Origin of the sequence: Azohydromonas lata (assembly GCF_034427735.1) — a bacterium.
GTDB classification, from domain to species: Bacteria; Pseudomonadota; Gammaproteobacteria; order Burkholderiales; family Burkholderiaceae_C; genus Azohydromonas; species Azohydromonas lata.
Genome location: NZ_JAXOJX010000004.1, coordinates 169319 through 175884, shown reverse-complemented (window position 1 = coordinate 175884; position 6566 = coordinate 169319). Strand labels below are relative to the sequence as shown.

The 6566-nt window shown below is 69.5% G+C and carries 6 protein-coding genes; 5 read left to right on the top strand and 1 reads right to left on the bottom strand.

All coding sequences use genetic code 11. The features are described from left to right. From SM757_RS05110 to SM757_RS05100, 3 genes are all read left to right on the top strand, one after another. Nucleotides 1-662: sensor histidine kinase (locus SM757_RS05110; protein ID WP_322464628.1), on the top strand; the 662-nt coding region annotated here is incomplete at its 5' end. Next, complete coding sequence (locus SM757_RS05105; RefSeq protein WP_322464627.1) at nucleotides 659-1309, top strand: response regulator transcription factor; 651 nt, start codon at nucleotides 659-661, stop codon at nucleotides 1307-1309. The genes SM757_RS05110 and SM757_RS05105, both read left to right, overlap by 4 nt. Before the next feature lie 126 nt (nucleotides 1310-1435). Then, the gene (locus SM757_RS05100; RefSeq protein ID WP_322464626.1) at nucleotides 1436-1987 is read left to right on the top strand and encodes a GlcG/HbpS family heme-binding protein; all 552 of its coding nucleotides are present in this window, start codon (nucleotides 1436-1438) and stop codon (nucleotides 1985-1987) included. 78 nt (nucleotides 1988-2065) lie between these two features. On the opposite strand, the gene SM757_RS05095 is transcribed toward SM757_RS05100, so the two are convergent. Next, entirely contained in the window at nucleotides 2066-3313 is a 1248-nt protein-coding gene (locus tag SM757_RS05095) for a diguanylate cyclase domain-containing protein (RefSeq protein ID WP_322464625.1), read from the bottom strand. Nucleotides 3314-3664: 351 nt separating this feature from the next. Between SM757_RS05095 and SM757_RS05090 the strand changes: the two genes are divergently transcribed. Beyond that, nucleotides 3665-4705, top strand: coding sequence for a hypothetical protein (locus SM757_RS05090; protein WP_322464624.1), 1041 nt, complete (start codon nucleotides 3665-3667; stop codon nucleotides 4703-4705). 251 nt (nucleotides 4706-4956) lie between these two features. Next, nucleotides 4957-6540: a hypothetical protein gene (locus tag SM757_RS05085; RefSeq protein ID WP_322464623.1), complete on the top strand. Its 1584-nt coding sequence runs from the start codon at nucleotides 4957-4959 to the stop codon at nucleotides 6538-6540. The last annotated feature ends 26 nt before the right edge of the window (nucleotides 6541-6566 follow it).

The window sequence follows — 6566 nt, the reverse complement described above, 5'->3', positions numbered from 1 at the left end:
CCGGCACGCGCGCCGCGCTGCGGTTGCTGCCCGCGGGCCCGCCGCCGCAGGAGGACGACCTGGACACCGCCCGCCAGGCCCTGGAGTTGGCCGCCGCGCAGGCCCGCCGCGCGGCCGACGTGCTGGCGCGGCTGCGCCGCCTGGTCGAGCGCCCAAGCGCCGAGGCCATCTTGCAGCCCGTGCACTTGGAGGCCACCGCCGCCGCGCTGCTGTCGCTGCTGGCGCCGGAGCTGCGGCGCCGCGGCGTGCACGCGCAATTGAGCGGACAGGCCCCCGCCGCGTGGGCCGACCCCGTGGCACTGGAGCAGATCGTCCTGAACCTGCTCACCAACGCGCTGCAGGCGCTGGAGGCCGCACCGCCCGCCGTGCCTGCGCGCATCGAGCTGCAGGTCCAGGCCGACGCCGCCGCGGCGCGGGCCCGCCTGGTGGTGCGGGACAATGGCCCCGGCATCGCGGCGCAGGCGCTGCCGCGCCTCTTCGAGCCCTTCTTCACCACGCGCCAGGACGGCTTGGGCCTGGGACTGCCGCTGTGCGAGTCGCTTGCGCAGGCCATGGGCGGCAGCCTGGCCGCGCGCAACGCCGCGCCGCAGGGGGCCGAATTCGTCCTCGACCTGCCGCTGGCCCCTGCTTCCCGCACCGCCTCGCCACCATCGCCCCCATGAACCCTGTTTCTCCGCTCATCCACCTGGTCGACGACGACGAGGCCGTGCGCACCGGCCTGGCGCTGCTCCTGGGCACCGTTGGGCTGCGCGTGGCGCACTGGCCGGACCCGCAGCTTTTCCTCGACGGCTTCGACCGCGAATCCGTCGGCGTCATCGTCCTGGACGTGCGCATGCCCCGGCTGTCGGGCCTGACCGTGCTGCAACTGCTGCGCGAGCAGGGCGCCGACCAGCCCGTGGTCATGCTCACCGGCCACGGCACGGTGGACATGTGCCGCCGCGCCTTCAAGGCCGGCGCCACGGAGTTCCTGGAAAAGCCCGTGGACGACGATGCGCTGCTGGAAGCCGTGCTCAACGGCGTGCGCAGCCACGTGCAGGGCCGCGAGCGCGACGCCGTTGGTCGCGAGGCCCGCGAGCGCTTCGCGCAGCTCTCGGCGCGCGAGCGCGAGGTGCTGGCCCTGGTGGTGGCCGGGCTCACCAGCAAGGAGATTGCGCGCGCGCTGGGCCTGTCCGCGCGCACGGTGGAGACGCACAGGGCCCACCTGGGCGACAAGCTCCAGGTGCAGACGCTGGCGCAGCTCATACGCGGCTACGCCGCGCTGGTGGAGGCCGGCGAGCCGGGCGGCGGCGGGCGCGCCGGCACTGCGTAGATCTACGCAGCGACCGCGCGAAACGCGCGGATGGCCGCCGTGGCGGCCGGTGCGAAGAATGGCCGGCATGGCAGGCGACGCGCCGCGCCCCCTGCAACCGCCACCCTCCGCCCCGCACCACACGCCATGAGCACTTCCGTCCGATTCCCTCCCGCCACCGTCGCCGCTCGCGCCGCCTGCGTTGTTTTTGCAGCCGCCGCGCTGGCCGGCGCCGCGGGCCTGGCGACTGCGCAGTCCGCGCCACCCGCGGCCGCCGTGCGCACCGAGCGCACCCTGTCCAGCGAGCTGGCCGGCCAGCTCGCCGTGGCGGCCGTCGCCGCCTGCCAAGCCAACGGCCACGCCGTGGCCGCCACCGTGGTGGACCGTGCCGGCGGCGTGCGCGCCGTGCTGCGCGCCGACGCCGCGGGCCCCCACACGCTGGAAGCCAGCCGCCTCAAGGCCTACACCAGCGCCTCGGCCAGGAATGCCACGCTGGCCATGATGGAGAGCGCGCAAAAGAACCCCGGTGCCGCCAACCTCGTGAACATTCCCGGCTTCCTGCTCCTGGGCGGCGGCGTACCGGTCAAGGCCGGCAACGAGGTCATAGGCGCGGTGGGCGTGGGCGGCGCGCCCGGCGGCCACCTCGACGAGCAGTGCGCCCTGGCCGCCATCGAAAAGGTCAAGGCGCAACTGCAGTAACGCAGCCCGCACCCCCGTGCCGGCGGACGGCGCGGGCCGCCGCACCGCCTGCGGCCCGCGCGGTCTGAAGAGGCCCGCTCAGGCCTGTTCGTCGTGCTTGCGTTCGCGCTCGCGCCTGGCCGTCTTGTGCGCGTACATCGCCTTGTCCGCGTGTTGCAGCAGCACGTCGGCGTCGGTGCCGTCCTCCGGGAACACGGCGATGCCGGTGCTGGCGCGCATGGCCACGCTGCGGCCCTCCAGTTGCAGCGGCGCGGCCAGCGTGGCGTGAATGCCGGTCACGACCGCGTGGGCGTGTTCGGCCGTCTGAATGTCCGGCAGCAGCAGCAGGAATTCGTCCCCGCCCAAGCGCGCCACCGTGTCGGTCTGGCGGCGGTTGTGCCGCAGGCGCCGGGCAAACTCCTGCAGGAAGCAGTCGCCGGCCGCATGCCCCAGGCTGTCGTTGATCTGCTTGAACCCGTCAACGTCCACGAACACCAGCGCCAGGCGCTGCTGGCGCCTGCGGCAGCCGTGCAGCGCCTCGGCCAGCAGTTCCTTCAACAGCCGCCGGTTGGGCAGCCCCGTCAAGTCATCGTGGAGCGCGAAATGCCGGGTTTGCGCCTTGAGCCGCATGCGCTCCATGGCGGTCGCCAGTTGGGCCGTCATGAAGCGAAGGAAATCCCGCTCCTTCTCATCCTGCACAACCCCGGGCACGCGCCTCAATACCAGCAGGCCCACGGGCCCGCTGAGCGTGGTGAGCTCCATGGCGTGGCAATGCTCGTCGGCTTGCGGGGCGGCGGGATCAAGCGCCATCCCCGCCTGGTACACCACCTCGTAATGGCCGCCCACGGGGCCGCAGGCGGCTGCGGCCAAGCCGGACAGCGGCATGAGCCGGGCCAGAATGTCGTGGATCTTCTGCAGCAGCTCGGCCAGGTTGCCGGCGTCGTGAACGGCTTCGGAGATGGCGTAGGTCATGGCCTGGATCTGCTCGGCATGCCGGATGCGGGTCACGTCACGGGCCACGCCTATGCGCAACTGGTGGTCCGGCAGCCAGCGGGCCGACCACATGACGTGCACGTACCGGCCGTCCTTGTGGATGTACCGGTTCTCGAAACCGACGCAGTGCAACCCGGCCATGACCCGCCGGGCTTCCTCCAGCGTGCGTGGCCTGTCCTCCGGGACGACGTGGCCGATCATCTCGTTGCCCACCAATTCCGCCGGCGAATATCCGAAAACGGCTTCGCAGGCGGCATTGGCATAGGCAATCTTCCCCGCGGCATTCACCACCACCACGACATCCAGCAGGTGCTCAACCAGGTTGGGCAAGATGTCGTGAATTCTGGGTTCCATGCGCTCAAACTGCAGAAGGGGCGCCGCCTCGTCCGCGAATCAAAATCGCGATCAGACGTCTGAATGTCGGGCCGCAGCACTGTAATGGGTACCGATCGCGCGCCCGCTGCGAAACCATGGCTGGACTGTGAACTCTTCAGATCAAGCCTATATCCAATGTCAAATTATAATTTGCGTTGAAATTGAAATTATTGCAACGAAATACACTTACTTTTCAAAGGGCTAATTCTATATATCTGTCTTGCTGTTGTGACTCAGGCTTTTCACTGGGGAAATTTGATTTGTTTTCGGATATTGGATTTTGTTAGCATGGAATAACGACTCCGTTTTGGGATGGGAAGGGATCAGGCCATGCGACACCATTGGATGGTCGGGGCTGCGCTCGCGGCTCTTTCTTTGTTCTGCCATGCGCAGCAGTATGAGATCCACGATCTCGGCAAGGCCGGCGGTATCGGCAGCATTGCTTTGGACGTCAACAAGAAATTGATGGCCGTCGGCATCACCGGCTGGGACGCCGACGGCTTGTGGCGCCCCGGCCTGTTTTCCCCCTATCACGCTGCTGCGGCGATTGAGACACCGGGGCCGGGCACCGCGACGGGCATCAACAAAAAGGGCGAAGTGGTCGGCGACTACAGCACGTTCGCCGGTGGTTTCGGCTTCATCTGGAAAAACAACCGGCTCGCCACCATGCCCTCCAACGGCTGGCGGGGAATATCGCCCGCCGCCATCAACGACCAGTCGGAAATCGTCGGCGGCGGTGTCCTGTGCTGCAGCGGCAACGCCTCGCACGCCTGGAAATACAGCAACGGCAAATTGACCGATCTGGGCACCTGGGGCGGCGTCTCGGCCTTTGCCGTCGCCATCAACAAGCAGGGCGATATTGCCGGCAACCGCATCAAATACACCGTGGACGGCGTGCAGGTGGAAGAAGGAATTCGAATCATCGACGGCCAGGCGCGGGCCCTGAAAGGCGCGCTGCCCGGCTCCAGCGTTCATTTGTCCAGCATGAACGACAGGGGCGATGCCGCCGGTTATATGTATCCCTCGCCGGGCAGCAATACCACCGCCTTCGCATTCGTCAACGGCAAGTCGAAAATCATAGGCAGCGGCCAATACGGTTCGGCCCAATCCATCAACAACAAGGGGCAGGTGGTCGGCGCGCTGCAGAACCCGGAATCATTCGACGCTTATGCATTCCTTTGGAAAGAGGGCACGCTGACCAATTTGAATGAATTGCCGGAAGTGCGCGCCGCCGGCTGGATTCATTTGCAGCGCGCCGCGGCCATCAGCGATGAGGGCGTGATCGTCGGCCTGGGATTCAACGCCCAAAACCAGGGCCACGCCTTCATGCTCGTGCCGCGCAAGAACTCTGGGGATCGCGTGGACCGGTGAATCGAGGCGCCGGGTCGTTCAGCCGCGACCGGGCCGCCATCAACGTGTCGCCACGCGCCTTGACTTTCCGGAAATAGATCGGCGGGTGTATTGGCGTGCGGCTGCCGGGCGCGGCTTGGCCGCGCGCACGGGCTGCTTCAAGGCATGGTGGCGGGTTCGCCGACGGGTGCAGGCGCCACAGGCCGCCGCGCCGGCCGCCGGCGCAAGCACAATGTGTTGAAGTTTTTCAACACCTCACCCCGGGCTTCACGATGGCCGACGACCCCCAGGACAAGCCCGCGCGCAAGCCGCGTCGCATCAACAAGGCTGCAAGCACGGTGCTTCCCGTGGGCTTGAGCCGCCAGGCCAGTGCGCCGCGCGTGGAAGCCTGGGGACTGGTGGTGGGCCTGCGCCGGCCGGTGCAGGCGCCGGTGCTGCTCAGCCGCGCGCAGTCCACCGCACTGGCCAAGGCGCTGGTGCAGTCGCTGTACCCGGACGCCGCGCAGCGCGCCGCGCTGGCGCGGGCCGGCCACGTGCTGGCCCTGGCCGACGGGTTGATGAGCGCCGACACCTTCATGACCGACGTGGACGTGCAGTCCGAGCTGCACGAGATCGCGGCCTACCTTGGGCGGGTGCTGCCGCCGCCGCCCAGCGAGGGCGAGGAGCGCACGCCGTGGCTGACGCTGACGGACTGCTTCCACGTCTCGGACAAGTCCGACGACATGGCCGCCTTCGCCACTGGGCTGTACGACGAGGCGCACGCGCTGGTGCTGTGCCTGCCCCTGTTCCGCGCCCATTTCGAGCACCAGGGCCCCGACTCCGACCCCTTCAACGGCCCGTTCGCCGACGCCGCCCACCCGCCGCGCAGCCAAAGGCTGGACGCGGCGCTGGCGCGCGCGCTGGGCGTGGCCGAGGCCGACATCCGCACGGTATCGCTGGCGACACTGCGCACCGTGGGTGTGCTGGAGGCCGAAGAGACCGACGCGCAGGCCCCGGAGCTGGAATTCGGCTGCCCGGGCTGGGAGGGCGAGCTCTTCGCGCTGGCGCAGCGCGACAAGCACGAGCTCGACGCCTGTGCCAGCGGCGAGGAGCTGGCGCGGGCGCTGCAGGTCATGCGGGCCCAAGCGGCCGACGAGCAGGCCACGCAGTTCGGCTGGCGCCGCCACGTGAGCGTGGCGGTGCGCGCCGACGGCAAGGTGCTGCTGGGCTTTGCGACGGTGGACGAGATGGGCCAGGCCGTGCGCGAGGCCCTGGACGGCCGGGAGGTCTCCGGCGAGCGGCTGGCCCTGCGCTGGCAGCGCTGGCTCATGGACCACTACATCCCGCTGCTGCAGGAGGTGTTCGACGTGCGCGACCGCGCCCTGTCCTTCAGCGCGCCGGCCGCCGCCTCGGCGCGCCGGGGTGGCGCCGCACCCGGCGGCGTGCAGGACGCGCCCCCGGCGCTGGAGGCCGTGTTCGTCGAACGCAGCCCCCTGGTGCAGGGCGACGAGGCCAGCGGCGTGCGCGCCCAGGCCTGGCGCTGCCTGGCGCTGGCCGGCGATGCCCCGGACAAGCCCTCGGCCAGCCAGGCCCTGCGCGGCAACGCCTTCCTGCTGTGCGTGGTGCTGGTCGTCCTGGACCGTGACGACCAGCCGGTGCAGCAGTGGAACTTCTTCCACACCACGCCCTTTGCGGCCGACACGCTCAAGGACAGCGCCGAGCACCATGCCAAGCAAAGGCAACTGCCGCTGCAGTGGCGCTGGAGCCTGCTGCACGTGGGCGACGAGGCCTTGCGCCTGTCGGTGCTGGAGGCGCAGGAGCTGCACGTCAACGCGCCGGACACGCCGCGTCCGGCTTGGCACCGGCGCGACCACTGAGGGCCGGCGCCGCGCCGTAAGCCGCG